This window comes from Pseudomonas sp. B21128 (assembly GCF_044218865.1).
Taxonomy (GTDB): domain Bacteria; phylum Pseudomonadota; class Gammaproteobacteria; order Pseudomonadales; family Pseudomonadaceae; genus Aquipseudomonas; species Aquipseudomonas iridis.
This window is the reverse complement of the sequence record NZ_CP162590.1, coordinates 5,869,896-5,895,863: the sequence shown is the minus strand read 5'-3', so window position 1 is coordinate 5,895,863 and position 25,968 is coordinate 5,869,896. Positions and strand designations below refer to the sequence as shown.

The 25,968-nt window shown below is 59.0% G+C and carries 33 protein-coding genes; 25 read left to right on the top strand and 8 right to left on the bottom strand.

All coding sequences use genetic code 11. The features are described 5' to 3' along the window. Positions 1-83: 83 nt before the first annotated feature. From AB4P91_RS26700 to recX, 20 genes are all read left to right on the top strand, one after another. Positions 84-1,646, top strand: coding sequence for a phage tail protein (locus AB4P91_RS26700; protein WP_395604034.1), 1,563 nt, complete (start codon positions 84-86; stop codon positions 1,644-1,646). Continuing rightward, positions 1,633-2,871: a DNA circularization protein gene (locus tag AB4P91_RS26695; protein WP_395604033.1), complete on the top strand. Its 1,239-nt coding sequence runs from the start codon at positions 1,633-1,635 to the stop codon at positions 2,869-2,871. Before AB4P91_RS26700 ends, AB4P91_RS26695 begins: the two co-directional genes overlap by 14 nt. A gap of 3 nt (positions 2,872-2,874) precedes the next feature. Then, on the top strand, positions 2,875-3,918 hold the full coding sequence (locus tag AB4P91_RS26690) for a phage baseplate assembly protein (RefSeq protein WP_395604032.1): 1,044 nt from the start codon (positions 2,875-2,877) through the stop codon (positions 3,916-3,918). Between the two features lie 149 nt (positions 3,919-4,067). Beyond that, complete coding sequence (locus tag AB4P91_RS26685; RefSeq protein WP_395604031.1) at positions 4,068-4,577, top strand: phage baseplate assembly protein V; 510 nt, start codon at positions 4,068-4,070, stop codon at positions 4,575-4,577. After that, positions 4,577-4,975 carry a phage GP46 family protein gene (locus tag AB4P91_RS26680; RefSeq protein WP_150594499.1) on the top strand — a complete coding sequence of 133 codons (399 nt, stop codon included), beginning with the start codon at positions 4,577-4,579 and terminating at the stop codon, positions 4,973-4,975. Before AB4P91_RS26685 ends, AB4P91_RS26680 begins: the two co-directional genes overlap by 1 nt. Next, positions 4,965-6,011 carry a baseplate J/gp47 family protein gene (locus AB4P91_RS26675; RefSeq protein WP_395604030.1) on the top strand — a complete coding sequence of 349 codons (1,047 nt, stop codon included), beginning with the start codon at positions 4,965-4,967 and terminating at the stop codon, positions 6,009-6,011. The genes AB4P91_RS26680 and AB4P91_RS26675 overlap by 11 nt, the downstream gene beginning before the upstream one ends. Continuing rightward, complete coding sequence (locus AB4P91_RS26670) at positions 5,999-6,598, top strand: YmfQ family protein (RefSeq protein ID WP_395604029.1); 600 nt, start codon at positions 5,999-6,001, stop codon at positions 6,596-6,598. The genes AB4P91_RS26675 and AB4P91_RS26670 overlap by 13 nt, the downstream gene beginning before the upstream one ends. An 11-nt stretch (positions 6,599-6,609) precedes the next feature. Next, positions 6,610-7,761: a phage tail protein gene (locus tag AB4P91_RS26665; protein WP_150594496.1), complete on the top strand. Its 1,152-nt coding sequence runs from the start codon at positions 6,610-6,612 to the stop codon at positions 7,759-7,761. Next, positions 7,758-8,273, top strand: coding sequence for a phage tail protein (locus tag AB4P91_RS26660; RefSeq protein WP_150594495.1), 516 nt, complete (start codon positions 7,758-7,760; stop codon positions 8,271-8,273). Before AB4P91_RS26665 ends, AB4P91_RS26660 begins: the two co-directional genes overlap by 4 nt. 138 nt (positions 8,274-8,411) lie before the next feature. After that, a complete protein-coding gene (locus AB4P91_RS26655) occupies positions 8,412-9,338 on the top strand; it encodes a hypothetical protein (RefSeq protein ID WP_395604028.1) in 927 nt (308 codons plus the stop codon). Continuing rightward, entirely contained in the window at positions 9,338-9,790 is a 453-nt protein-coding gene (locus tag AB4P91_RS26650) for a phage tail assembly chaperone (protein WP_395604027.1), read from the top strand. Before AB4P91_RS26655 ends, AB4P91_RS26650 begins: the two co-directional genes overlap by 1 nt. Positions 9,791-9,843: 53 nt before the next feature. Then, positions 9,844-10,584, top strand: coding sequence for a hypothetical protein (locus AB4P91_RS26645; RefSeq protein ID WP_150594493.1), 741 nt, complete (start codon positions 9,844-9,846; stop codon positions 10,582-10,584). A 2-nt stretch (positions 10,585-10,586) separates the two neighbouring features. Beyond that, positions 10,587-11,018: a phage tail assembly chaperone gene (locus AB4P91_RS26640; protein WP_395605006.1), complete on the top strand. Its 432-nt coding sequence runs from the start codon at positions 10,587-10,589 to the stop codon at positions 11,016-11,018. A gap of 55 nt (positions 11,019-11,073) precedes the next feature. Beyond that, positions 11,074-12,276 carry a carbohydrate-binding protein CenC gene (locus AB4P91_RS26635; protein WP_395604026.1) on the top strand — a complete coding sequence of 401 codons (1,203 nt, stop codon included), beginning with the start codon at positions 11,074-11,076 and terminating at the stop codon, positions 12,274-12,276. Between the two features lie 9 nt (positions 12,277-12,285). Beyond that, positions 12,286-12,504, top strand: a complete 219-nt coding sequence (locus AB4P91_RS26630; protein ID WP_395604025.1) for a hypothetical protein — start codon at positions 12,286-12,288, stop codon at positions 12,502-12,504. A gap of 32 nt (positions 12,505-12,536) precedes the next feature. Further along, the gene (locus AB4P91_RS26625; RefSeq protein ID WP_150594489.1) at positions 12,537-13,103 is read left to right on the top strand and encodes a glycoside hydrolase family 19 protein; all 567 of its coding nucleotides are present in this window, start codon (positions 12,537-12,539) and stop codon (positions 13,101-13,103) included. Next, positions 13,082-13,600 (top strand): lysis system i-spanin subunit Rz, encoded by a 519-nt coding sequence (locus AB4P91_RS26620; RefSeq protein WP_395604024.1) that lies wholly within the window; start codon positions 13,082-13,084, stop codon positions 13,598-13,600. The genes AB4P91_RS26625 and AB4P91_RS26620 overlap by 22 nt, the downstream gene beginning before the upstream one ends. Before the next feature lie 67 nt (positions 13,601-13,667). Next, positions 13,668-14,168, top strand: coding sequence for a CinA family protein (locus tag AB4P91_RS26615; protein ID WP_047299955.1), 501 nt, complete (start codon positions 13,668-13,670; stop codon positions 14,166-14,168). Positions 14,169-14,251: 83 nt separating this feature from the next. Further along, complete coding sequence (gene recA / locus AB4P91_RS26610) at positions 14,252-15,310, top strand: recombinase RecA (RefSeq protein WP_042557927.1); 1,059 nt, start codon at positions 14,252-14,254, stop codon at positions 15,308-15,310. 9 nt (positions 15,311-15,319) lie between these two features. Further along, on the top strand, positions 15,320-15,787 hold the full coding sequence (recX, locus tag AB4P91_RS26605) for a recombination regulator RecX (protein WP_115146419.1): 468 nt from the start codon (positions 15,320-15,322) through the stop codon (positions 15,785-15,787). A gap of 54 nt (positions 15,788-15,841) precedes the next feature. Here the strand turns inward: recX and AB4P91_RS26600 are convergent, their stop codons facing one another. After that, a complete protein-coding gene (locus tag AB4P91_RS26600) occupies positions 15,842-16,960 on the bottom strand; it encodes a TIGR00730 family Rossman fold protein (RefSeq protein WP_150594487.1) in 1,119 nt (372 codons plus the stop codon). Between the two features lie 352 nt (positions 16,961-17,312). On the opposite strand from AB4P91_RS26600, the gene AB4P91_RS26595 reads away from it, so the two are divergent. Continuing rightward, positions 17,313-17,507 carry a hypothetical protein gene (locus tag AB4P91_RS26595; protein ID WP_150597639.1) on the top strand — a complete coding sequence of 65 codons (195 nt, stop codon included), beginning with the start codon at positions 17,313-17,315 and terminating at the stop codon, positions 17,505-17,507. On the opposite strand, the gene AB4P91_RS26590 is transcribed toward AB4P91_RS26595, so the two are convergent. Then, positions 17,508-17,933: a PA3611 family quorum-sensing-regulated virulence factor gene (locus tag AB4P91_RS26590; protein ID WP_042557929.1), complete on the bottom strand. Its 426-nt coding sequence runs from the start codon at positions 17,931-17,933 to the stop codon at positions 17,508-17,510. It lies immediately after the preceding gene. Between the two features lie 189 nt (positions 17,934-18,122). On the opposite strand from AB4P91_RS26590, the gene AB4P91_RS26585 reads away from it, so the two are divergent. The 3 genes from AB4P91_RS26585 to AB4P91_RS26575 all read left to right on the top strand — a co-directional run bounded on the left by AB4P91_RS26585 (position 18,123) and on the right by AB4P91_RS26575 (position 20,180). Continuing rightward, positions 18,123-18,869, top strand: a complete 747-nt coding sequence (locus AB4P91_RS26585) for a tRNA-uridine aminocarboxypropyltransferase (protein WP_339477237.1) — start codon at positions 18,123-18,125, stop codon at positions 18,867-18,869. A gap of 223 nt (positions 18,870-19,092) precedes the next feature. After that, a complete protein-coding gene (gene erdR / locus AB4P91_RS26580) occupies positions 19,093-19,743 on the top strand; it encodes a response regulator transcription factor ErdR (RefSeq protein ID WP_395604023.1) in 651 nt (216 codons plus the stop codon). A 74-nt stretch (positions 19,744-19,817) separates the two neighbouring features. Next, complete coding sequence (locus tag AB4P91_RS26575) at positions 19,818-20,180, top strand: diacylglycerol kinase (RefSeq protein WP_042557932.1); 363 nt, start codon at positions 19,818-19,820, stop codon at positions 20,178-20,180. Here AB4P91_RS26575 and AB4P91_RS26570 read toward each other — a convergent pair. After that, on the bottom strand, positions 20,177-21,103 hold the full coding sequence (locus AB4P91_RS26570) for a LysR family transcriptional regulator (RefSeq protein ID WP_042557933.1): 927 nt from the start codon (positions 21,101-21,103) through the stop codon (positions 20,177-20,179). The genes AB4P91_RS26575 and AB4P91_RS26570 overlap by 4 nt on opposite strands. A gap of 146 nt (positions 21,104-21,249) precedes the next feature. On the opposite strand from AB4P91_RS26570, the gene fpr reads away from it, so the two are divergent. Next, entirely contained in the window at positions 21,250-22,029 is a 780-nt protein-coding gene (fpr, locus tag AB4P91_RS26565) for a ferredoxin-NADP reductase (protein ID WP_002554680.1), read from the top strand. Positions 22,030-22,203: 174 nt separating this feature from the next. On the opposite strand, the gene tsaA is transcribed toward fpr, so the two are convergent. The 5 genes from tsaA to AB4P91_RS26540 all read right to left on the bottom strand — a co-directional run bounded on the left by tsaA (position 22,204) and on the right by AB4P91_RS26540 (position 25,930). Continuing rightward, positions 22,204-22,902, bottom strand: coding sequence for a tRNA (N6-threonylcarbamoyladenosine(37)-N6)-methyltransferase TrmO (tsaA, locus tag AB4P91_RS26560; protein WP_150687756.1), 699 nt, complete (start codon positions 22,900-22,902; stop codon positions 22,204-22,206). Positions 22,903-23,086: 184 nt separating this feature from the next. Next, positions 23,087-23,857: an SDR family oxidoreductase gene (locus AB4P91_RS26555; protein WP_395604022.1), complete on the bottom strand. Its 771-nt coding sequence runs from the start codon at positions 23,855-23,857 to the stop codon at positions 23,087-23,089. A 157-nt stretch (positions 23,858-24,014) separates the two neighbouring features. Next, positions 24,015-24,482: a DUF1456 family protein gene (locus AB4P91_RS26550; protein ID WP_042557936.1), complete on the bottom strand. Its 468-nt coding sequence runs from the start codon at positions 24,480-24,482 to the stop codon at positions 24,015-24,017. A gap of 75 nt (positions 24,483-24,557) precedes the next feature. Continuing rightward, positions 24,558-25,268: an rRNA pseudouridine synthase gene (locus AB4P91_RS26545; RefSeq protein WP_395604021.1), complete on the bottom strand. Its 711-nt coding sequence runs from the start codon at positions 25,266-25,268 to the stop codon at positions 24,558-24,560. 188 nt (positions 25,269-25,456) lie between these two features. Then, on the bottom strand, positions 25,457-25,930 hold the full coding sequence (locus AB4P91_RS26540) for a GNAT family N-acetyltransferase (protein ID WP_042557938.1): 474 nt from the start codon (positions 25,928-25,930) through the stop codon (positions 25,457-25,459). Between the last annotated feature and the right edge of the window lie 38 nt (positions 25,931-25,968).

Here is a 25,968-nt window from a genome sequence, read left to right as displayed (position 1 = left end):
CAGATGATGGCCAGGCCACTGGATGTGCTCCGCGAATCGCTGGAGCACGCGCAACGGATTAATGCGATGCAGCAGGTGCAGTGATGGCAGACGAAGAAAAGAAAGTGAAAACTCCGGTGCTGATCACGGGCATCGATGAACTGTCGCCCAAACTCGGCGCCCTTCGGGCCAATGTCGAGAGTTTCAAGAAACATCTTGAGCAGACCGGTCTCGGCAAACTGGACATCAGTGGTCTGTTCAAGGGCGGCAGCGTGATTACGCCGTTCGTGGACGGGATCAAGTCGGCGGCGGCGTTTCAGGGCCAATTGACCGAGGTCAGCGCGACGGCAAAAACCGTCGACCTGCCCGCCGCACCGAAAGTCGCGGCGCAGAACATGAACGTGTTCAGTGCGTCGATGGAAAAGGTCACGGGCGCAATCGATGCCGCGCTGGTGCCCGCTGTCGGTGCATTGGTCGTCGGACTTGAGCCGATGCTCACTCAGGTCAGCGGTATCCTCGCCGACAACCCGCAACTGGTCGAAGGCCTGGCGGCGGGGGCTATCGCGTTCTCGGCGATGCAAACCGCTGTGGCCGGTGCGACCCAGGTGTTCGACGTGATGAGCATGGTGATGAAGGCCAACCCGATCATGCTGATTGCCGCTGGCATTGCCTTGGCTGCCGGTTTGATCGCGGCCAACTGGAAACCGGTCTCGACGTTTTTCATCGGGCTCTGGCAGAAAATTGCGCCGGTGGTCATTCCGATGGCCGAGTTTTTCAAGACGATGTTCGGGTACACCCCGCTGGGGCAATTGATCAGTAACTGGGGACCGGTCACGGCTTTTTTCGCGGCGTTGTGGGAGGGCGTCAAGGCTGTCGCGGCGCCGGTGATGGAGTTCTTCAAGACCTGGTTCAACTATTCGCCCCATGGGCTGATCGTGAATAACTGGGGGCCATTGGTCGGGCTGTTCTCTTCGATCTGGGATTTGCTCAGGGCGGTCTCGGTGCCTGTGCAGACTTTCCTGCAAGGCTTCTTTGACTGGTCGCCGCTGGAAGTGATTCAGGCCGTCTGGGGCGGGGTGGTCGGTGTGTTCACCGCGATCTGGGATTACATCAAGCTACCGTTTGTGGCGATGTACGGGGTTATTCGCGAGCAATTGGGCTGGTCACCGCTGGAAAAAGTCATCGAGAACTGGGCACCTGTTACCGCCTGGATCGAAAAGTGGGCGCAGAAGTTTCAGGACGCCATCGCTCCGATCAAGGCGTTTTTCAACGGCGGTTTCGGCGAGCTGATCGCTGATGCCAAGGCCAGGGTGGATGTTTTCACTCAAGCTCAATTGAAGACTAACGCTGAAGGTAAAGGCGAACTGGCGCCAGTGTTTTTCAAAGGCACCGTGGAGTCGCCAGCGAGCCCGTTGGCGGCACCCGGAACTACGCCGGAAAAACCGGCCCTACAGGCCGGCTCTCTGTCGCAAACCTCCAACACGCTGATCCAGCAAAGCGCCGCCAACAACCGCACGCAGCTCGAGGGCGGCCTCACCGTGCGCTTCGAAAACGCGCCGGCCGGGCTGCGCACCGATCAACCGCAAACCAATCAACCGAGCCTGGCGCTGTCGTCGCGCATCGGCTATCGCTCACTGTCGGCAGGAGGTTCCAATGAACTGGCGTGACCGCTTGTTGCCGGCATCCTTTCGCGGTGTCGGGTTTTGGATCGATCAGGCGAAAACCCCGGTCGGTCGCAAGGGTCAGTTGCACGAGTATCCGCAGCGTGACCTGCCGTTTTTCGAGGACCTCGGCCAGCAGGCCAGGACCCACGATCTGACGGCATTTATCGTCGGTGCCGATTGCCTGGAGCAGCGCGACAAGCTGCTCAAGGCGCTGGAGGCGGGGAGCGGTGAGCTGGTGCATCCATGGCTCGGACGCGTGCAAGTCAAGGTCGGCGAGTGCGACATGACCCACACTCGCCAGGACGGTGGGTTGGTCACGTTCGCGCTGAGGTTCTACCCCGATCAGCCGTTGCCGTTTCCGACGGCAACCGTCAGTACGCAAAAAGTGTTGTTGTCCAAGGCTGACACTTTGCTGGGTTCGGCGGTGGCACGCTTCGAACAGGCGATGACCTTGATCAAGGCCGCGCGGATCGGTATCGCCAATCTGAGCAACAGCCTGACCGGGGTCTATGAAGTGATCAAGGAACAGCTCAAACCGCTGATCGAGCAATACAAACAGATCACCGAACTGGTCAAAGCCGTCAAGGAACTGCCCAAGGAAGTGGCGGCGGAGTTCAAGGGTTTGCTCGGCGATATCAAGGAGCTGAAGGCGTTCGCGAAGGAGGGCTACCGTGGCGTGATTGCCGACGTGTCGCAACAACTCGAAGCCATCCGCAAGGCCGATGCACCGAAGATCACCACCGGCAAGGACACCACCGCGGCGGCACAAGCCATGGCGGATCTGGTGCAGGACACGCTGATCGTGAAAGTGGCGCAATGGGTTGCCTCGATGCCGGTGGCGACGAAGCCGCTGAAACTGCCGTCGACGCCTTCGTTGTCGCAGCAGTCGCAGCAGCAGATCAGTCGCCAGGAAGTACCGGCCACCGATGATGTGCAAGCGTTGCAAAAGGATCTGGTCGACGCGCTGCAACGGGCGAAGAACAAGGCGGGTCCTGCGCACTATCAAGCCATCAGCGATGTGCAGGATGCACTGGTCGCGCACCTCAAAGCGGTGGCGTCGTCCGGCGTGCGTCTGGTCACCCAGTCGTTTCAGGAGAGCATGCCGGCACTGGTTGTGGCTTACCGGCAGTATGCCGATGCGACACGGGTGACCGAGGTGATTCAACGCAACGCGGGGACCAACCCGCTGTTCCTCCCGCCCAACGACGTCAAAGTTTCCAGGGAGTAAGCCATGAACGAGCTGGATAACCTTGTCACGCTAACGGTTGACGGCATGGAGTACGGCGGCTGGAAAAGCGTGCAGATCACGGCTGATCTGGAGCGCCAGTTTCGCACCTTTAAACTCGACATCACCTGGCAATGGCCGGGGCAAACGGTGGATAAACCGATCAAGCCAGGCGATCCGTGTGAAGTGAAGATCGGCAAAGATCTGGTCCTCACCGGTTACGTGTTCAAGGCGCCCATCACCTACGACGGTCGGCAGATCAGCCTGAGTGTCGAGGGCAGTTCCAAGACTCAGGATCTGGTCGATTGCGCCGCCACCAACCGGCCCAGTCAATGGCAGGAGCAACCGCTGCTGGGCATTGTCCAGGCCTTGGCGATGGAGTATTCGTTGAGGGTGGTCAACGAAATCCCCGAGACCTCGCGGCTGGCCAAGCACACGATTGTGCCGGGTGAAACGGTGTTCCAGTCGATCGACCGTTTGCTCTCGTTGTTCCGGGTGTTTTCCACCGATGACGAGCTAGGCCGGCTGGTACTGGCCAAGCCCGGCAGTGGCGGGCGCGCCAGCGATGCGCTGGAGCTGGGCAAGAACATCTTGTCGGCCAACGCGGCAATGGACCACAGCCAGGTGTTCTCCGAATACCGGGTGATCGGTCAGCAAAAAGGTTCGGACAAGAAGAGCGGGGCGGCGGTCAGCGAAGTTGAATCGACAGCGGCCGACTTGAGCTTCAAACGTCGACGAACCACGATCATCAACGAGGGCACCGCGCTGACGTTTGAGCTGGCGCAACAACGTGCCCAGTGGGAAAGCGCCACCCGCATGGGACGGGCGCAAACCACCACCTATCAGGTACAGGGCTGGCGCCAGGCCAACGGCGACCTTTGGCGTCACAACACGCTGGTGAAGGTCAAGGATCCGGTGCTCGGGTTCGACGGCGACATGCTCATCTCCAAAGTGACGTACTCGTTGTCGGCACAGGGCTCGGTGACAACCCTGCAGGTTGCGCCGCCGCATACCTTCGATCCAGATCCTTCGCCTCCGAAAAAAACCTGAGCCCGATGCAGCACCACCGAACCCTGTGGGAGCGGGCTTGCCCGCGAATGCGGTGGTCGCTGCAAACCTTTTTGCCTGACCCTCCGCCATCGCGGGCAAGCCCGCTCCCACAGGTTTGTCGGTCTCTGGCAGAGTCTTGAGGACAATTCATGAGCCTACTGACACGCCTCCTGGCGCGCGGCACTGTCGTGCTCGCCAATTCGGCATCCAAGCTGCAATCGCTGCAAATGCGCCTCACCGCCGGCGAAGTCAACGATGACCTCGAACACTTCGAACCCTACGGTTTCACCAGCCATCCGCTGGCGGGCGCCGAAGGTGTCGTCACATTTCTGGGCGGTGACCGTTCCCACGCTATCGCCCTGGTGGTCGCTGATCGCCGCTATCGCCTGCAATCGCTCGCCAGTGGCGAAGTGGCGATCTACACCGACGAGGGCGACAAAATTCACTTCAAGCGCGGGCGGATCATCGACATCGAAACCGCCACGCTGAACATCCGCGCCAGCAGCGCTGTGAACTTTGACACGCCGGTGATCAACCAGACCGGCAAGATCGTGTCCACCGGCGATCAACTCGCTGGCGGCATCAGCCAGATCAAACACGTGCACGTCGGCGTGCAGGCCGGCAACGGCCAGACCGGCGCACCGGTAGGAGGCCAGTGATGTTTATCAGCCAGAACCTCCACGCTGCGCTGACCCGCGCCGTGCTCATCAGTCTGTTCACCTGGCGCCGCGCCGCCGATGACGACGCCCTCGACGACGAAGAGCGCTACGGCTGGTGGGGCGACACTTTTCCCACCGTTGCCGACGATCGCATCGGCTCGCGTCTGTGGCTGTTGCGTCGAGTCAAGCTGACCCGACAGACCCAGATGGACGCCGAGTTTTATGCCCGCGAAGCCTTGCAATGGCTGATCGACGACGGCCATTGCAGCGCCATCGACATCATCAGCGAACGCCTCGACGCCCAGCGCCTGAACCTGCGCACGGTCCTGACCCTGGCCGACGGCGAACGTCTGGACATCAACCCCGATAACAGTTGGCAGGTGATCTATGCCGTTTGAAACCCCTTCGCTGCCGGTGCTGATCAAGCGCACCCAAAGCGACCTGGCCGGCGATTCGCTGCGCCAGTCCGATGCGCAAGTGCTGGCCCGCACCTTGGGCGGCGCCGCTTATGGTCTGTACGGTTATCTTGACTGGATCGCCGAGCAGATCCTGCCGGACAAAGCCGACGAGTCGACCCTGGAACGCATCGCCGCGCTGCGTCTGAACCAGCCGCGCAAACCCGCGCAAGTGGCCAGCGGCAGCGTCAGTTTCACCGCGACGGCCGGTGCGGTGCTGGACGTGGACACGCTGCTGCAAACGAACGACGGTCGCACGTACAAAGTGACCACGGCGCGCACCACCGCCAATGGCATCAACACCACGACCATTGCCGCGCTGGATGCCGGCAGTCTGGGCAACGCTGATGCCGGTCTGGCGTTGACCCCGGTGCAGCCGATCGCCGGAATTGTCGGCACCAGTTTTGTCGTTTTGGCGCCGGGACTCAGTGGCGGCGTGGCGCGGGAAAGTCTGGAGTCGCTGCGCTCGCGGGTGATCCGTTCCTATCGCGTCATCCCCCATGGCGGCTCGGCCAATGACTACGAAACCTGGGCGCTGGAAGTGCCGGGCGTGACCCGCGCCTGGTGCCGTGGCGGTTTGCTCGGCCCGGGCACGGTGACGGTGTTCATCATGCGTGATGACGATCCGCAACCGGTGCCCAACGACCAGCAACTGGCAGAAGTTCAGGACTACATCGAACCACTGCGCCCGGTCACCGCCGAAGTGCATGTGCAGAAACCGATTCAAGTGCCGGTGGTGTATCGCTTCAAAAGCGTCAATCCCGACACCACCGCTGTGCGTGCCGCCGTCGAAGCGCAGTTGCGCGACTTGCACAACCGTGAAGCCGATCTTGGCGTGCCGTTGCTGATCAGCCACATCCGCGAAGCCATCAGCAGCGCTGGCGGCGAATACGATCACACGCTCACCGCACCGGTCGTCGATGTGCCCGCCGCCCAGGGTGAATTGCTGACGTTTGGAGGTTGCGTATGGGGGGCATAAGAACCGCCGCGCAATATCAGACTCAGCTGCGCGCATTGCTGCCATTGGGTCCCGCATGGGACCCGGAGCGGGTTCCGGAACTTGAAGAAGTGCTGCAAGGCGTCGCCGTCGAACTGGCGCGCCTCGACGCCCGCGCCGCCGATCTGCTCAACGAAATGGACCCGGCCGGCGTCAGTGAACTGGTGCCGGACTGGGAGCGAGTCATGAACCTGCCCGACCCGTGCCTGGGCGCCGAACCGCTGTTCGACGACCGCCGCCTCGCCGTGCGCCGACGCTTGCTCGCGGTTGGCAGTCAGGCCGTCGGTTACTACCTCGAAATCGCCAAAAGCCAGGGCTACCCCAATGCTTCCATCACCGAACACGAGGCCCCACGCATGGGCCGTGCGCGGTTTGGCTCGGCGCACTTCGGCACCTGGGAAGCGCAATTCATGTGGACCCTCAACACCGGCGGCCGCCTGCTGCTGGGTCGACGCTTCGGGGCGAGTTACTGGGGCGAACGCTTCGGCGTAAACCCGGGCTCGGCACTGGAATGCCTGATCCACCGCAGTGCGCCGGCGCATACCAAAGTGCACATCAACTATGACTAGGGAGTGATGCAATGGATTATCCGAAAAGTGTGCCCAGCGCCGGGTTGGTGAACGGGAAGTTTGTCGATGAGAATCCGCTGATGGGGACGCCGGGGTCGTTGATTCCGGCGGAGTGGGGCAACAGTGTCACGCAGGAAATCATTAACGTGATCAAAGCCGCGGATCTGGCACCGGATGAAAACAAATACGATCAGTTGTTGCAGGCGATTCAGTCGGTTTCGGCCAAGGGCTGGAATCTGGATTCGGCGTTGCCGATCGGGTCATTGCCTAGAGCGACAGTGGCCACCACAGATGGACGCCTGGCGATAACCCCCGCAGCTGTTTCGACCAGCGGCGGTCGAGTATCGATTCCGTCCGGGGTGCTGATCAGTCTCGGCCAGGAAGTGCTGGCAGGGCAGTTGGGGCGTTCGCGTACGTTCACAACGACAGCATGGAGCAGTGCCGATCTGCTACCGACCTCCAGCTACTTTTTACGCGCGCAGGTGCTCGCCGGTGCGCTGACGTTTTACATGCAGCGCGGAACGATTTATGACGCCATGCCGGACGGCCTGCGGGGCACAGTCAACGGCGCGGCGGGTGGTGGATTTCAATCCACGCCACTGGACATTTGTCTGGCCTGGGTCGTGACAGCGGGACCGGGTTCGGTGCCGATTGTCAGACCGATCTACAACCGCAGCCATTTGTCGTGGACGCAAACCGTTAACGGTAACGGCGTGGTTTATCTGCCGCTCGATCCACATGCTCGCGCAGCACGGCTGGTAGTGGGCAATCCAACGCCGCATCCGACTGCCATCAGTTCGGTCGGGTTTGCCTCAGCGGGGTGGCTTGGAGGCAACTATTGTTCATTGAATCCAACGATTACGACCTCCAGCAACTGGGATGGATGGGCAACAGCAAATGCCCCCGTACTGATTTTTTCCAGCAACGTGGTGAGCGACACAACGGTTTCGACACTGACCGCCAGCTTTGACCATGCCGAATTGCGCTCGCTTTGGCAGACCTATCAAGCTGAACACACTTGGGGAGCCAGCAATGCCTCCAGCGACGAATTGCTGTTCAGCATGGGACTGAAATCCCATCCGGTTGCTGATTACGCTACAGGTATCGCGGTTAATTTCTCGGCAGCCGTCAACATCAATTTTTCCTGGGAGTTGATCCGATGATCATCATTCAAGAACTGCATCAGTTCGAGGACGGATTGCGCCCCGCGCAGCCTTCCAGCGCGCATGACTGGGATGGTGAGACGTGGGCGTTGAACCTCTCCAGAGTGGCCGAACTGGAACAGCGCGAAACTGAGCACCTGTGCACCAAAGTCGATGCCGCCGCCGACAACGCTCGCACGGCACTGGCTGGCGACCCGCTCAAAGCCATGGAATATGCCCAGGCTGCCGCCGACGCCCAGGCTTATCAGGACGCCGGCTATCCGAAAAAAGACGTACCGCTGTCGGTCGCTGCCTGGGTGGTCAAAGGTCGCACCGCCAAACAGGCCGCCGAGCAGATTCTAAACAAGGCCGACCAACTGACTGATCATTTGCTGACGCTGCGTACGCTGCGCCTGAAGGCCAAGGCACAGATTCGCGCGCAGGCTGCCAAGGGCAAGATGGATCTGGCGCGCAGCGCTGCTGACGAAGCATTGGTCGCGATTCGCGAACTGGTCAGCGGTCCATCCCGCTAAATCAAAAACCTCAGTGCTGCGTCATCCAGGCCCACTTCGATGTGGGCTTTTTATTTTCTGAAAACAGACCGTGAGCAGGTAGGCGGAGAACGTTTTGCCGATGCCGGTCATTTGTCATTTCAAAGGAACGAGCATTCTATGGATTATCCAAAAAGCGTCCCCAGCGTCGGCCTGGTCGATGGCCGCTTCGTCGATGAGAACCCGGTGGCGGGTACGCCGGGTTCGTTGATTCCGGCGGTGTGGGGCAACAGCGTTACACAAGAAATTCTTAACGCCATCAAGGCTGCCGGGCTGACGCCTGATGAGGCTAAAACCGACCAGTTGGCCACCGCCATTGGCGCGCTGGTCGATTTCACCAAACTGAAAAACACCCCGACCACGCTGAGTGGTTACGGCATCACCGATGCAGGCGGGCGACTGTTGGCAATCAGGCAGATCGAGACGGTTGGTATCACGGTTTACAAGCCAAATCCGAAAGCCAGACGCATTCGCGTGCGGTTGGTGGGGGCGGGTGGATCTGGCGGCGGTTGTGTGCCTGTCGCTGCGAGTCATCAAATGATCGGCGGCGGCGGAGGTTCCGGTGCGTACGTGGAGAGCCTGTATGAAGTCACCCCACAAATGCTGGCAGGTGTCCCTGTTTCGCTGGGGGCCGGTGGTGCAGCAAGTAACACGGCGGGCCAGCCAGGAGGAGGCGCTTCCTTCGGCACATACATGAGCGCTGCGGGCGGTGCGGGAGGGCAGATTCTGACGTTGGCGATAACTGCAACGGCAGTGGGGTGCATTCAGGGAGGTGCAGGAGGGCAGGCCGTTACCGGTGGCACACTTTCCAATGCGCGTGGCATCGGGGGTGAATACGGGATGTACAACGCCAATTGGGGCGTACTTGCCGGGGCTGGCGGCTCCAGTCCGTTCGACGGCGGTGCCCCACGCATCGGCGTAAACGGAACGGGAGGTTCTGGTGGCCGTGGCTCAGGTGGAAGCGGCTCTTGCTCAACCAACGCTTCCGCCTCAGTCCTCAGTGGCGCTGGCGGCAACGCCTTCTGTGAAATCTGGGAGTACGAATAATGGCCCGATATGCACGCGTGGAAAACGGTGTCGCGGTTGAACTGATCGATACCGGTGACTACCTGATCACCCAACTGTTCGCCAAGGCTTTCGTCGAATCGATGGTGCTGGTTCCGGAAGGTAAAGAAGTCGACATCGGTGCCCCTATTGGCGACTTCCGACCGGGCAGCATCGAGCAGTCAGAGGCTGACAATCCAGTCGTTCCTGTAACACCTGCAGACGACGAACAAGAGTCTCTTTCAGCGGCGCGTACTTGGCGCCAGTCCAGCTTTTCATCCACAGAATGGTGGGTGACCCGTCATCGTGATGAGCAGGAACTGGGGCGCGGTACGACGCTCAAGGCCCAGCAATATCTGGAGCTGCTCGAGTACCGGCAGGCGTTGCGCGATTGGCCGGATTCGGATCATTTCCCGGCAGTCGTTTCCCGCCCGTCAATACCCGTGTGGATGTAGGCGTTCATGGCTGACGTCTTGTTTTTTGTTTTTTTCAAACATGGAGAAGCGTGATGGATTACCCGAAAAGTGTGCCCAGCGCCGGTCTGGTCAACAACAAATTTGTAGATGAAGACCCCATCACCGGAACGCCGGGGTCATTGATTCCGGCAACTTGGGGCAATAGCGTCACGCAGGAAATTCTGGAAGTTATAAGAAGCTCAGGAGCGGTCGCGGACGAAGCCGATAACACTCAATTAAGAGCAGCCATCAACACGCTGATCTCGAAGAAATACAGCGAAAGCCTGGCCAGCCAAGAGGACGCGGAGTCTGGTGTCAGTACCACCAGGTTGATGACCCCGTTGCGCGTAGTCCAATCCATTGCAAAAAAAATCCAGCAGGCGACCGAGTCTATCGTTGGCACAGCAAAAGTTGCCTCGCAGGCAGAGGTCAATGCTGGCGTCAGCGACTCGGCTATTGTGACGCCGAAAAAACTCAGGCTTGGATTCATGGTGAGGTTGGGGATTTCAGGCTATATCGTTTTCCCCTCCTGGATGGGTGGGTTGATCATCCAGTGGATCAGCGGCAGTGCCAGTCAGTCGGGCAACAACAATTACGGAGATCTGAACGTATGGCCACTGGCATTTCCCAATGCGTTGTTTCTTGCAGTTGCCACACATGAAGGTACTTCAACAGCAACGTTTTTGACGTGGAACGCTGTTTCAACGGTGAATCCGCGCGTGGGCATCAACGTACGCTGTCCTGATTATTCGGGTGTCTCCATTTCCGCGCGCATCATCGGGATAGGGTATTGACTATGTATTATTTTTCTCCGGCAACTTCTGGCTTCTATCACTCGGATTTACATGGACTGAATATCCCGGCCGATGCCTTTCAGCTTAGCGAAGGTGAGTACTGCGCGCTGGTGTCGAACGCCCCTAAAGAAACGGTTCTTTCTCTGAACATTGACGGCCGCCCGCAAAGGGTTTTACTCGCCGTACCAACCGACGATGGTTTAGAACGCGCCTGGCGAAACAAGGCGCTGGAGTCGACTCAATGGCTGGTACTTCGCGACGTTGAAGAAATGGAAGTCGGCGTGGGCACGACACTGCGCACGGAGGAGTTCAAGGAACTTCTCGCTTACCGGCAGGCACTGCGCGATTGGCCAAACGATCCTGAATTTCCGGATACACGTTCTCGGCCGGTCGAACCCGACTGGCTGGAAGTGTTGCTGCGCGCAAAAGACTGAGCTGTGTGCCCTTTGGCAACAGAGCCGCAGCCCGAACTGACAAGGAGAAAATAACGTGGATTATCCAAGAAGTGTGCCTGGCTCCGGCTTGGTCGACGGCAAATTTGTCGATGAAGATGCGATAGCCGGAACACCGGGATCGCTGATTCCGGCGAGCTGGGGCAACAGTGTTACTCAGGAAATACTCAGCGCGATCATCGCAGCTGGTTTGAAGCCGGATGAGCAGCAAACTGATCAATTGGCTCAAGCTATTCAGCAGTTGTCGAAACCGGACCCATTACAGCCATTTCCGATTCAGGTGTATCGCAGGAATCTGTTGATAAATGGCGGGTTCGATATCTGGCAGCGCGGTGCAATCAACCAGGGGCCAAACATTGGTGGCTATGTGGCCGATCGTTTTCGTTGTGATTGGAATGGCAATGCCGCCGTGACTATTTCTCGCCAGGACTTCGCGCCAGGGCAGGCAGACGTGTCCGGTGAGCCGAGTTATTTTTTGCGCTGGCAACAAACCACAGCGGGTGTCGGTGCGACCACGCACACAGTCTCCCAGAGCATTGAATCGGTCCGAACATTGGCCGGAAAAACGGCGACCCTGACATTCTGGGCGCGATCCGATGCGGCTCGAACGTTGAAAGTAGCGATAGGTCAGTACTTTGGGGTCGGTGGTTCGGAAGCGGTCGTGAAAGTTGTTGATGTCTTTCAACTCAGTACTGGCTGGGCCAGGTACAGCGCAACGTTCCAGGTGCCGGTTATTGCGGGAAAAATGCTAGGTGCCAATGATTACCTGCGGCTGGCTTTCGATCTTCCGCTCAATGTTTTGCAGACGGTCGACTTCGCAAGAATCCAGTTGGAGGAGGGACCGATCTCCACCCCATTCGAATATCGTCCAGCCGCTGAAGAGATGATGCTGTGTCAGCGTTATTTCGAAAAATCCTTTGCCAACCGTTTAACCATTCGAGCGAACAATGGCACGGGCACATGCATTGTCACGTTTACTCAGGCTGCGGCTGCCAATAACGGTCAATACGGAATGGTCGTAGACATGCAAGTGCAGAAGCGAGTGCAACCTACTGTTGTCCTGTATTGCCCCGGGAATGAAAGTAATCAGGTCTGGAATTACTCGGCGGGAGTGGCCTGCACAGGCACAGCTGTACAAAGTGTGACACAGCGCAGTTTTGCCATCGGCACTGTGACGCCGGTAAACAGCCAGCCGGGTAACGGACTGCAGATTGAATGGACAGCGGACGCTGAAATCTAGGATTGAACCATGACCTACCAACTGACCGCTTACGGAGTACTGCGCATGGAGGATTCAGCATTCATCCCGCAGGACCTGACCAACCGGGACTGGCTTGAGTATCAAGAGTGGCTGCAATCTGGTGGCCTGGTTTTGCCACTCAATGAAACACTCGAAACGACTGCCCCGGACAGCGCCGTGAGAACGCTGGCAAAAAAATGGCTGGCCGGTATTAGCCGCCAGCCATGATTCAATCGAAGCATCCAGGGAGGACACGCATCATGCAAATAACTGAAAACAACCTTTTAAACATCATGCCGAACGCCCGCAGCCAAGCGGGCGTTTTTGTATCTGCGCTAAACAGTGCCATGGCCAACCATCGCATTGATACGCCCAAGCGTATTGCTGCATTCCTGGCGCAAATCGGCCACGAATCGGGTCAGTTGCACTACGTGCGCGAGTTGGGCAACAACCAGTACCTGAGCAAATACGACACCGGTACGCTGGCGTTACGCCTGGGCAATACGCCGCAGGCCGATGGTGATGGACAAAAGTACCGCGGTCGCGGGTTGATCCAGATCACCGGCCAAAGCAACTATCGTCAATGCAGCCTCGGCCTGTTCGGCGATGAGCGTCTGCTGTCCTTGCCGGAACTGTTGGAGCAGCCGCAGTGGGCCGCCGAGTCCGCCGCGTGGTTCTGGGAAAAGAATGGCTTGAACGCGCTCGCCGATCGCGATCAGTTCAACACCATCACCCGTCGTATCAACGGCGGGTTGAACGGCCTGCAGGATCGGCTCGAAATCTGGGCGCGGGCGAGGGCTGTGTTATGCCAATCCCCTGGCGAGTGATCGGCATCGCGTTGCTGGCCCTGGCGGCCGCGGCGCTGGGCTGGCAGGTTCAGGATTGGCGCTATGGACGGCAACTGGCCGAACAGGCTCTGTTAAACGCAGAAGTCCTCAATCAACTGACCCTGACCGCCGCCACCGCGCAACAGGCCGAGCAGGATAAACGTCTGGCACTGGAGCAACGGCTCGCGGCCAGTGAACACAGCCATTATCGAGCGCTGAGCGATGCCCAACGTGATCAGGATCGCCTGCGCGATCGTCTTGCCACTGCTGATGTGCGCCTGTCAGTCCTCCTCGACGCAGGCGACGTTGCCGCAGGCTGTGCAGTGCCAGCCGCCGCCGGAACCGGCGGCGTGGATCATGCAACCGTACGCGCCCGACTTGACCCGGCGCATGCTCAACGAATTGTCGCCATCACCGACGAAGGTGATCGCGGACTGATTGCCTTGCAGGCCTGTCAGGCCTATGTCAGAGCGTTGGCGCCCGAACATTTTGAATAAGCTTGTGTATTGAAAGCACAACCGGCTCGTGTACGGTGGACGCATTCCACACGATCCGGAGAGCAACGTGAAAGAGATCACTCAACTGGCAGCCGAGCTTGGCCGACGTCTGCAAGTGCTCAATGCCCACGTCACCACCGCCGAGTCCTGCACCGGCGGCGGGATTGCCGAAGCCATCACGCGGATTCCGGGCAGCTCGGCGTGGTTCGAGGCCGGCTACGTGACGTACTCCAACCGGCAGAAAACCCAGCAACTGAATGTGCCGGCCGAGTTGTTCGACTCGGTGGGCGCAGTCAGTCGCGAGGTGGTCGAGGCGATGGTGCGGGGCGCGCAGGCACAGAGCCTGGCGCGGTTCGCCGTGGCGGTCAGCGGTGTGGCCGGGCCCGATGGTGGCACGCCCAACAAACCGGTGGGCACCGTTTGGCTGGCCTGGGGCGTTGGCGATGTGGTGACCAGTGAAGTGCAGCACTTCGCGGGCAATCGCGATGACGTCCGCCGACAAACGGTGAAGGCCGCGCTAGAGGGGCTCATGCGACTAGCGGCACGAGAAATCGAAAATCAGGGGTAGGCGATCCGCGAACGCTGTGGAATAATACTGGCTACTTATACAGGTGTTGGCCGTCAGGCCTTATTGATTACGTGAGGACTTTAATGGACGACAACAAGAAGAAAGCCTTGGCTGCGGCCCTGGGTCAGATCGAACGTCAATTCGGCAAGGGTGCCGTAATGCGTATGGGCGATCAGGACCGTCAGGCGATCCCGGCCATCTCCACTGGCTCTCTGGGTCTGGACATTGCACTCGGCATTGGCGGCCTGCCAAAAGGCCGTATCGTTGAAATCTACGGTCCTGAATCTTCCGGTAAAACCACATTGACCCTGTCCGTGATCGCCCAGGCTCAAAAAGCTGGCGCGACCTGCGCATTCGTCGACGCCGAACACGCCCTCGACCCTGAGTACGCCGGCAAACTGGGCGTCAACGTGGATGACTTGCTGGTTTCCCAGCCTGACACCGGCGAACAAGCTCTGGAAATCACCGACATGCTAGTGCGCTCCAACGCCGTTGACGTGATCATCGTCGACTCCGTGGCTGCACTGGTGCCGAAGGCTGAAATCGAAGGCGAAATGGGTGACATGCACGTGGGCCTGCAAGCCCGTCTGATGTCCCAGGCGCTGCGTAAAATCACCGGTAACATCAAGAACGCCAACTGCCTGGTTATCTTCATCAACCAGATCCGCATGAAGATCGGCGTGATGTTCGGTAGCCCGGAAACCACCACCGGTGGTAACGCGCTGAAGTTCTACGCCTCGGTGCGTCTCGACATCCGCCGTACTGGCGCGGTGAAAGAAGGCGACGAAGTGGTCGGCAGCGAAACCCGCGTCAAGGTTGTGAAAAACAAGGTGGCTTCGCCGTTCCGTCAGGCCGAGTTCCAGATTCTTTACGGCAAGGGCATCTACCTTAACGGCGAGATGATCGACCTGGGCGTGCTGCACGGCTTCGTCGAGAAATCCGGCGCCTGGTATGCGTATGAAGGCACCAAGATCGGTCAGGGCAAGGCCAACTCGGCCAAGTTCCTGGCAGACAATCCGGAAATCGCCAAGAAGCTCGAGAAGCAACTGCGTGACAAACTGCTGGCCCCGGCGGCAGACGTCAAGGCTTCGCTGGCCAAGGACAAAGTCGACGATATGGCTGAGGCCGATGTCGACGTTTGAAGTCTTTGAATGACACTTGTACTCGATACCCTCGTCGCGGTGCGGCGAACCGCCATGGACCTGCTCGCACGTCGCGAGCACGGTCGAGTCGAGCTGACGCGTAAACTGCGTCAGCGCGGCGCTGAGGCGGAAATGATCGAAACAGCCCTCGACCGTTTGACGGAAGAAGGGCTGCTTTCCGAAGCCCGTTATCTTGAAAGCTTTGTTTCCTACCGAGCCCGTTCCGGTTATGGCCCTCTGCGAATTCGCGAGGAACTGAGCCAGCGTGGGTTGCAACGCGCCGATATCGAACTCGCCCTGCGCGAAAGCGGTATCAGTTGGCAGGAGCAACTTCAGGAAACCTGGCAACGGAAATTCTCCGGGCATTTGCCGATTGATGCCAGGGAGCGGGCGAAACAAGGCCGCTTTCTGGCGTATCGGGGCTTCTCGATGGAGATGATCAACCGCTTGTTCAGCGGCAGAGGGATGGACGATTGAACGGTTGAAACGAAACGGCCCGCTATGAAAATAGCGGGCCGTTTTTTTTTGCCTTCAAATTACCTTCGAGGGTTCTCGGCTGCGTTGCGCGGCTTGCGGTTTGGAATGGGCCCAGTTTTCCGGCAGGTTGATGTAGTCCACTAACTCCCTCAAGCGCCCTTGATTACGAGCGGTGAAGGCAAAGGCCAAGCGCGCCAGATGACTGAACTGGGCGTCGTCGTGTTCTTCTCCGCTGTAGGTATGCTGATGGAAATGGCCGCTCAAACACAGATCGGCAAAGGCTTCCTGCATATGCTCCAACGCCTGATCGCTGAGCTTGTGATTCATGCGAATCACGAATTGCCCCTTGAGCCAGCGACTGGAGTGGAAGTTGCTATAAAACTGAGTGATCTGTTCCACCGCTTCCTCGACGGTGTAGACCAATCGCATCAGCTTCATGTCGGTCGGCAGGATGTAGCGGTTTTCCTCCAGTTGCTGGCGGATGAAATCCATCGCGCCTTGCCAGAACGTACCGCCCGGTGAGTCCAGCAGTACCACCGGAACCAGTGGGCTTTTGCCGGTCTGGATCAGAGTCAGCACTTCCAGTGCTTCATCCAGTGTGCCGAAGCCACCCGGGCACAGCACCAGTGCGTCGGCCTCCTTGACGAAGAACAACTTGCGGGTGAAGAAGAAGTGAAACGGAAGCAGGTTGCCGGTACCGCCCACGGTCGGATTGGCATGCTGTTCGAAGGGCAGGGTGATGTTGAACCCGAGGCTGTGATCACGCCCTGCGCCTTCATGGGCGGCGGCCATGATGCCGCCACCGGCACCGGTGATGACCATCATGTCCGAACTCGCCAGTTTCGCGCCGAGTTCCCGGGCCAATGCATACAGCGGATGCTCGACCGGCGTGCGCGCCGAGCCGAACACAGTGACCTTGCGTCGGCCCTTGAATTGTTCCAGAACCCGAAACGTCTGTTCCAGCTCGCGCAGGGCTTGCAACGTGATCTTGGCGTTCCAGCGGTTGTGATCTTCCTGGGCCATGCGCAGCACCGTCAGGATCATGTCTCGGTAGATGGGAATATTTGGACTGTTGGTGGAAACACGGTTGAGTTGTTCTTCGACCTGGCTGATGAGGTCGGGGCCGCTTTCCTGAAAATGACGGCTGAGCAGGTCATTCGGTTGGTAAGGCATTTAACGTCTCCTTCTGCACAGAGCGGGTCGCCCTGACGCGCGGCGTCGGGGCTGCGCTGCGAAAACACACAATCGACAGTTCCTTTTCCTGCCGCTGATAATTGATCGTGGATACTCTGAATCTAGACCCTTGTGCGTGATTGCGCTGACTTGATCATTGCGCTGCAGCGCGGCGGATGGCAATCGCTTGTTGATTGTCAGGTGGATGATTTCACCGTTCGTCCGAACGTGCGCCGAACGGCAACCCCTCTGATTAACTAATCTATAGGCACCTTGCTACAACTTGGCATGACTGACCGTACGCAAGGAGCACGCTCTTCAAGGATTTCTCGGTAGCAAGGAGGCGGGATACGTGGCCAGAGTGATTCTGGAAATCGATGCGCAGCTGTATCGGATGTTGAAGGCGTCAGCCGAGACCAACCAGGTGAGTCTCGAAGAGGAGTGCTGCCGAAGGTTGGCAGGCGGGGAGCGGCGTTCTCGTTATTTACAGGCCCTGGTGGCCGAATTGCGCGCCGAGGATGAACAGCGGCGCGCCAATTCGCGATGATTACTTCTTTTTCGCCGGAGCGGCTTTCGGGCAATCCGAATCCTGGTAGCTGGCAGCGCCAACAGCCTTGTTGGTTTTCACTTCGGTGAATTCGTAACGCATGATCGCGCCTTTGGCCATCAGCTTGCGGAACGATGGGTTGTTGCAAACCGAAGCACCCAACTGGAAATACACGGCTTTGGGGTCTGCGCGCATTTTGTCGGCGTGGCTCTTTTGTACGCTCAGGTGATTGATCAACTGAGTGCCTTCAACGGTGTAGCCCTGATCAAGAATGTCTTCGTTGATTGCCCGTGGCGTGCCGACGCTGCTTTGGGCGGCGACGTTGCGCAGCTCTCTGTTCAGATTCTGCTCACTCAAGGATGCAGCTTGAGCGGTGAAGGACGACGCCAGCAGAATGGCAGCGGTGGGAACGATAAGGCGCAGCATGAAACTCTCCTGGTTCAGTGACTGGTGTTTCGACCAGCCACGTGACTGTGCGTTCAGTGGCGGCGAATTATAGGGGAGCCGGTCTGGACGGTACAGGTTTGTCCCTGTCGCTCTGGTAAACTTGCGGTCTTTATTGCCCTGCCGAGTGTTGTTCGTGTCGAGTTTCCCTGCTGTGTGGCGCCGTCCGTGATCCATCATGCCCCCAACGCCGTAGCCCGCTTGCGTGATCAGCGTGAGGACGAGGGCATCAAGCCGATTCAGGCCCGAGGCTTTCGCTCCGAGCGCTGCCGCGACTGTCGGGTAATCATCAGTCATTGCCTGTGTGCCTGGCGGCCAAGCGTCGACTCCCGTTCGGGCGTGTGCCTGATCATGACTGGCAAGGAAGTGTTCAAGCCGAGCAACACCGGTTGGCTGATTGCTGATGTGGTACGGGATAACCACGCATTCATCTGGTCACGTACCGAGCCCGACCCGCAGATGCTGGCACTGCTCAATGACCCACAGTGGCAGCCGTATCTGGTGTTTCCCGGGGAATATGTCGAGCCGTCGCGGGTGACCAACACCGTTGAACTCGAAAGCGGCAAGCGCCCGCTGTTTATTCTGCTGGATGCGACCTGGACCGAAGCACGCAAGATCTTCCGCAAGAGCCCGTACTTTGAGCGCTTGCCGATTCTCAGCCTGCTGCCCGACAAACTGTCGCGCTACCGGTTGCGCCGCTCGACCCGCAGTGAGCACCTGTGCACCGCCGAAGTCGCGGCGCTGTGTCTGGAACTGGCAGGTGACAGCGATGCTGCGTCGGCACTGGACGCTTATTTCGATGTGTTCAGCCAGCATTATCTGGGCGCAAAACAGCAATTGGATAGGAATGAATCGACGCCGGCCCACGCCGAGTTGCAACCCTTTATACGAAAGCCGCAGGCGGACTTGGCCCAATAGTGGCCCATACTGCACATCGCGGCGGCCGTGTTGCTTGACCACCCCGTCTTCGCTGGGCATGCTTGGCGCCGATTAGGGTGCTGCCAAGGTTTGAAACGCCGTGTTTGCTGGTGATTGGCGTTGAACGTGCCCCTGTGGGTGCCGCTGCAAGCGGCATCTTGAGTTGCTTTGGCCAGAGCCGAATAGACCGGGTCTGCCATCAAAAAACAGGATCATTTGAAAAATGGCCACATACGACATCCTGATTGCCGATGATCACCCCCTGTTTCGTAGCGCCATGCATCAGGCCGTGACGCTGGGCCTTGGCCCGGATGTACGGCTGGTGGAAGTGGCGAGCATCGCCGAACTGGAAACGCGTCTGACCGAAAAGGCTGATTGGGATCTGGTCCTGCTGGACCTGAACATGCCCGGCGCTTTCGGGTTTTCCGGATTGGTGATGTTGCGCGGCCAATACCCGCAAATTCCGGTGGTGATGGTCTCGGCGCAGGAAGAAGCCTCGGTGATGGTCAAGTCCCGAGAGTTCGGCGCCAGTGGCTTTATTCCCAAGTCCAGCGACCTCAGCGTGATTCAGGAAGCCGTGCGCAAAGTGCTCGATGGCGATGTGTTCTGGCCACCGCAAGCTTTTGAAGCGGTCAGCGTTTCTGCCGAAGCCAAAGCCGCCAGCGATGGCCTGGCCAGCCTGACACCCCAGCAGTTTCGCGTATTGACCATGGTCTGCGAAGGCCTGTTGAACAAGCAGATTGCCTATGAGTTGAGTGTGTCGGAAGCGACCATCAAGGCTCATGTCACGGCGATCTTTCGCAAGCTGAATGTGCGTACCCGAACTCAGGCGGCATTGCTTCTGCAACAACTGGAGTCAATTCCGAGCCAGTAATGGCTGGCGCGTTCACGCTTTTTTGACTTTGGTTGATCTAGCTTTCCCACTCCTTTTTGGTTGGTTTCTACTTTATGTCACCTTTCAAGGGCCAGACCGGCCTGAAACGCATTCTCAACGCTTCCGGTTACTCGCTGGATGGTCTACGCGCAGCCTTCACCGGCGAAGCGGCATTCCGCCAACTGGTGCTGCTCAATGTGGTGCTGGTGCCACTGACGTTTTTCCTGAACGTCAGCCGTGTTGAACAGGCGCTGTTGATCGCCGTGTGCCTGCTGGCGCTGATCGTCGAGCTGCTGAACTCGGCAGTGGAAGCGGCCATCGACCGCATCTCGCTGGAGCTGCACCCACTGTCCAAGAACGCCAAGGATATGGGCAGCGCCGCGCAATTCGTGGCGCTGAGCATGATTGCGCTGGTGTGGGCCGTGATTCTGCTTTAAGCGATAGTCGGCAAAACGATCTCGTCGCTGCGCTGAACACCCGCGGTGAACGCGCGGCACAGCTCGAGAAATTCGCGCATGGCCGAGGTCTGGTACTTCTGTTTGTGCCAGATGAAGTAGAACTGCCGCGCCAGATCCATATCTGGCGTTTCCACCGCCACCAGGCTGCCGCGCCGGAATGCATCACGCAGTGCCAGCCGCGAAATGCAGCCAATCCCCAGCCCCGACTCCACTGCGCGTTTGATCGCTTCGGTGTGTTCCAGCTCAAGTCGGATATTCAGCGCGCTGCGATGGTGACGCATGGCCTGATCAAACGTCAGGCGCGTGCCGGAGCCTTGTTCGCGCAGAATCCATGCCTCGTGCGTCAACTCTTCCATGCTCGCGCTACCGCGTTTGGCCAGTGGATGCTGCGGCGCGCAGAACACCACCAGTTCATCCTCGACCCAGCTCTGAACTTCGATGTCCGGATGGCTGCAATCGCCTTCGATTAGACCCAGATCAATTTCATAGTGAGCGACCTGTTGCACGATGTTAGCGGTGTTCTGAACGTGCAACTTCACCTGGCTTTCCGGATGGCGTTGCATGAAGCTGCCGATTAGCAGGGTCGCCAGGTAATTGCCGATGGTCAGCGTCGCACCGACTGCCAGTGAGCCGAAACCGGACTTGCCGTTGAGCAGGTCTTCGATCTCCTTGGCCTGATCAAGCAGGGCCACCGCCTGCGGCAACAGCTGTTTGCCGAGGGCGTTGAGGCTCAGCCGTTTGCCGGCGCGGTCGAACAGCTGGCAGCTGGACTGGCGCTCCAGTTCGGTGATCGAGGTGCTTGCCGCCGATTGTGAGAGGTTAAGCAGACCCGCAGCCCGGGACACGCTTTCCTGCTGGGCGACAGCGACGAAGACTTGCAGTTGACGGAGAGTAAATCGCATATCGATATAACCGATAACCCTTATCTTAATAATCCAGTTAACAGATATTGTCGTCGCTATTAGAATGCGATGCAATTGCGCGCCGTCGGCCTGCCATCATTGGCTTCAAGAGACGCGCAGACCCAATATCCAGGAGTCAAACGTACATGAGCAACATGAACCACGAGCGTGTCCTCAGTGTTCATCACTGGAACGATACCCTGTTCAGCTTCAAGTGCACCCGCGACCCGGGCCTGCGCTTCGAGAACGGGCAGTTCGTGATGATCGGCCTGCAACAGCCAAATGGCCGCCCGCTTATGCGCGCTTACTCGATCGCCAGCCCGAACTGGGAAGAGCATCTGGAATTCTTCAGCATCAAGGTGCCTGATGGCCCGCTGACTTCGCAGTTGCAGCACCTGAAGGAAGGCGACGAGATCATCATCAGCAAAAAGCCTACGGGCACGCTGGTACTGGATGACCTGAAACCTGGCAAACACCTTTACCTGCTCAGCACCGGCACCGGTCTGGCGCCGTTCATGAGCGTGATCCAGGACCCTGAAACCTACGAGCGTTTCGAAAAAGTGATCCTGTGCCACGGTGTTCGCTATGTGAATGAAGTCGCCTACCGCGAATTCATCACCGAGCACCTGCCACAGAACGAGTTCTTCGGCGAAGCGCTGCGCGACAAGCTGATCTACTACCCGACCGTGACCCGCGAGCCTTTCGAGAACGAAGGCCGCCTGACCGATCTGATGCGCAGCGGCAAGCTGTTCAGCGACATCGGCCTGCCGCCGATCAACCCGCAGGACGACCGCGCCATGCTGTGCGGCAGCCCGAGCATGCTCGACGAGACCAGCGAAGTGTTGAACAGCTTCGGCCTGACAGTCTCGCCGCGGATGCGCGAGCCGGGTGATTACCTGATCGAGCGTGCGTTCGTCGAGAAGTAAGTCACATTCCCTGTGGGAGCGAGCCTGCTCGCGAATGCGATCTGTCATTAACATTTATGTTGGCTGACACAACGCCTTCGCGAGCAGGCTCGCTCCCACAATGGGTGTTGTGGTGTGACAGCAAAAAGCCCGCGTTGCCTGAGAAGGCAGCGCGGGCTTTTTCGTTTTCGGGGTTTAGGCGTTGGCGGGGATCACTTCGAGGACGCGAATCTGCTCAGGCACGGGGTAATGCCAGCGCACGTCCAGATCCCAGAATTGTGCGCCGTATTCACGCTCCGGCGCTGGCGTCTGATACGCCGGGCGCGGATCCTGTGCCAAACACTGCTCGATCAACTCAACCAACGGCTCGGCCAGGCGCTGTGCGTGTGTGTGCGCTTGTTGCAGTGCTGTGTCTGTCCACTGCACGTCAATCAGTTGCGGCGCAGCGCTGGCGATGCTGTTGGAGGCGTCGGGGATGATGTCGGCGTAAGGCACGTAAGGTTTGATGTCGAGAATCGGCGTGCCGTCGAGCAGATCGATACCAGAAATGAACAGGCGATTGGCTTCGACCTTGTCCAGTTTCACCACGGATTGGCCAATGCCATTCGGGCGGTGGGTGGCGCGAGTGGCGAACACGCCCATGGACTTGTTGCCGCCGAGCCGGGGAGGGCGCACTTTCAAGCGCGGTTTGTCTTCCAGGGCCTGGTGGAACAGGAACAGCAGCCAGACGTGACTGACCTGTTCCAGACCCTGCACGGCGTCACCCTGATCGAACGGCGGCACCAGTTCCAGCACGCCACGGGCGGCGGGCGCCAATTGCGGTTGGCGGGGGATGGCGAACTTCTCCTTGAAGCAGGAGCGGACGAAGCCGATGGGGGAGACGCTGTAAGTCATGGTTTGAAGTCAGAAACGGGATCAGGGCGGGCATGATAACCCTTCCAACCTCAAGTCTGGTGTTGGCAGGGCTGACGCCATCGCTGGCAAGCCAGCTCCCACAGGTTGTGTGGTGTACACAGATGATGTGAACACTCAAGAACCCTGTGGGAGCTGGCTTGCCAGCGATAGCTTCACCGCCGATTCAGAGGCTGAACCCGCCATCCAAAGGAATGATATTCCCGGTCATATACGCCCCAGCCGTACTCGCCAGACTGATCGCCAGCGCCGCCATCTCTTCCTCTCGCCCCCAGCGTTTCATCGGAATCAACGCCGTGTCCTCGGCCAATGCCTGCTCATCGTTGCCAATATGCTGGGTCATCTTGCTCGGGAATCGGCCCGGTGCGATCACGTTGACGTTGATGTGCTGGCTCACCAGTCCGCGTGCCAGAATCCGTGACAACTGATGCAAGGCGGCCTTGCTCGGCCCATAGGCATAGGCCTGCTCGCCGAAGGAGGAAATCCCCGCCACCGATCCGATATTGATGATCCGCGCCGGATTTGCCGCTGAGCCGGCCTTGCGCAACAGCGGCAGAAACTGCTGGATGCAACTGAACACCGACGTCACGTTGAGCTGCATGACTTTCTCCCAGCCCTTGACCGGGTAGCTTTCCAGCGGCGCGCCCCAGGTGGTGCCGGCGTTATTCACCAGAATATCCAGGTGAGTGATCTGCTCGGCCAATCGTGCGGCCAGTTGCTGAACGCCTTCTTCAGTCGCCAGATTCGCAGCAATGCCATGACAGAGGCCAAGCGCGCCGAGTTCTTCGGCCGTTTGATGACAGGCTTCGGCATCCCGGGCGCAGACGAAAACCCGGGCGCCGGCCTCGACAAAGGCCTTGGCGATCATTTTGCCGATACCACGAGTGCCGCCGGTCACCAGAGCGGTGCGGCCTTGCAGGGAAAAGTACGGGTGCATGGCGAATCCTGAGTGCTAGGGATCAATACACCCTAGTCGTCAGACGCGAAAAGCGGAGCCACTATTTTTGCGAGGAATGGGGGGCCATGCGGCCAGCTTCGAGTTGCAAGCTACAAGCTACAAGTAAGAGCTTGCAGCTTGCGGCTCGCAGCTGGTTTTACGCTCTCACGCGCAGCGTGAGCCCCTTGAGGAAGTTGCGCAGCAGTTGATCGCCGCACGGACGGTAGTTGGTGTGACCAACCTTGCGGAACAGCGCGCTCAGCTCAGGCTTGGACACCGGGAACTCGGCAGCCTTGAGGATTGCGTGCATGTCGTCTTCTTTCAGTTCGAAGGCCACACGCAGCTTTTTCAGAATGATGTTGTTGGTCACCGGCACTTCAATCGGCTGCGGCGGACGGCTTTCGTCCTTGCCACGTTTGAAAATCACCAGACCGTCGAGGAAGTGCGCGATGACTTCGTCCGGGCAGCGCACGAAGCCTTCTTCGTCTTCTTCTTTCTTGTCGAGGTATTTCACCAGGTCTTCGAGGGCGATTTCCATGCCGCCGGTCTTGGTGATTTCAATGACTTTCTTGTCGCTGATGTCGAGCATGTAGCGCACGCTGCGCAATACGTCGTTATGAATCATGTGGGCAATCCTGATCTTTCGCTGTGGGCATCGCGCGGGGCGCTGCCGAAAATGTGGGGCGGCAAAACAGAGTCGTCAGAACTTCTCTTTGCCGGACATGTAGCGCCATTGGCCGACTGGCACCTTGCCGATGGACACACCGCCAATACGGATGCGGCGCACGCTGATGACTTTCAAGCCAACGGCCTGGCAGAGCTGGGCAATGATCCCCGGCTGCGGGTTTTTCATGGCGAAGCGCAGGCGGTTTTCGTTCTGCCAACTGGCTTTGACCGCCGGCAACTCCTTGCCCTTGTGGGTGAGGCCGTGGGTCAGGCGGTTGAGGCCGTGAGCGACCATATCGCCCTCTACTTCAACCACGTATTCCTGCTCGATCTTGGCGGAGTCGGCGGTGAGCTTGCGCAGGATTTTCCAGTCCTGGGTGAATACCAGCAGACCGCTGGCATTGGACTGCAGGTCGGCGCTGGTGCTCAGGCGCAGGAAGTGTCCGCGCAACGGGCGTTTGCCGTAGCGGTGTTCTTCGCTCAGGGTTTCGGCACTGATCAGCTGCATTGCGCTGTCGGTATCGATGCCGGCCGGCACGTTGAGCAAAATAGTGACGGGCTCAGGCGCGGTGGCCTTGGCGTCTTTGTCGAGCTCGACCTTTTGGCCTTCGACCTTGAATTGCGGCTCGTCGATGACTTCGCCGTCCACGGTGACCCAGCCGCCCTCAATGAACAGCTCGGCCTCCCGGCGGGAGCAACCGACCAGTTCGATGAGGCGTTTGGAGAGGCGAATCGGGTCAGTCATGACAGGGCCGTAACAAAAAAGGGGTGGGCATTGTACCTGTGTGGCGCCGGTTAAGCCCGGTTCCATTTCGGTGCGTTCGCATTACTTGTGGGCGCTGGCTTGCCAGCGATGGCATCACCTCGATGTATTTGCCAGACCGCGGCGTCTGCATCGCTGGCAAGCCAGCTCCCACAAGGATCCATGTCGTGTCAGCCGTTACCTGAGCGTTGCTCGGTTTGGCGCAAGCGCATATGTAGCAACGGATACGGCTGGCCCATGCCATCGACCTCCGAGCGTCCGATCACTTCGAAACCCTGCTTGAAGTAAAACCCCAGCGCCTGCGGGTTCTGTTCGTTGACGTCCAGTTCATCGGCGTTCAGGTGTTCCATGGCGTAACGCAATAATCGCTTGCCCAAGCCTTGGCCGCGGTGCGCGGGGTCAATAAACAGCATCTCGATCTTGCCTGCTGCAACACCGGCAAACCCGGTGATGCGCTGGTGGCTGTCCTTGGTGCAGATCAGCATTACCGCGTCGAGGTAGCGGGTCAGCACCAGTTTGCGCAGCAGCTCTATATAGCTGTCCGGCAGAAAATCGTGGGTCGCGCGGACCGAGGCCTCCCAGACCTGGGTCAGTTCCTGATAATCGCTGAGTTTCGGCGTGTGGATGACCGAATGGTGGCGCATGCGCGTTTGCCTCTTGTCCATTTCAAGGGAGTCCGTCC